The sequence below is a fragment of the Halioglobus sp. HI00S01 genome (genome assembly GCF_001635445.1).
In the GTDB taxonomy this organism is placed as follows: domain Bacteria; phylum Pseudomonadota; class Gammaproteobacteria; order Pseudomonadales; family Halieaceae; genus Halioglobus; species Halioglobus japonicus.
Genome location: NZ_LWEE01000197.1, coordinates 1 through 202, shown reverse-complemented (window position 1 = coordinate 202; position 202 = coordinate 1). Strand labels below are relative to the sequence as shown.

Here is a 202-nt window from a genome sequence, read left to right as displayed (position 1 = left end):
CGGCGGTTAATACCACGTCCTGTTCGAGAAAGTCCGCTCCCATGGCGTGGGCCATGGCCTTCGCTTCCAGGGTGTGTTCAGGCAGGTAACCACTGGCGCCGCGATGGGCGATCACCAGTGGATTGGCGGAGGCCACGCTTATACCCATCAGCGCCAGCAGGGCGCAAATAAACCGATACATGGGGAAAGTACCTGGGCTGCC

Annotated in this window: 1 protein-coding gene; it reads right to left on the bottom strand. The window is 60.9% G+C overall.

The window, feature by feature from the left end; all coding sequences use genetic code 11:
* The coding region (locus tag A3709_RS15825; protein ID WP_304438774.1) for a glycerophosphodiester phosphodiesterase family protein at window positions 1–181 on the bottom strand (181 nt) is incomplete at its 3' end.
* Between the last annotated feature and the right edge of the window lie 21 nt (window positions 182–202).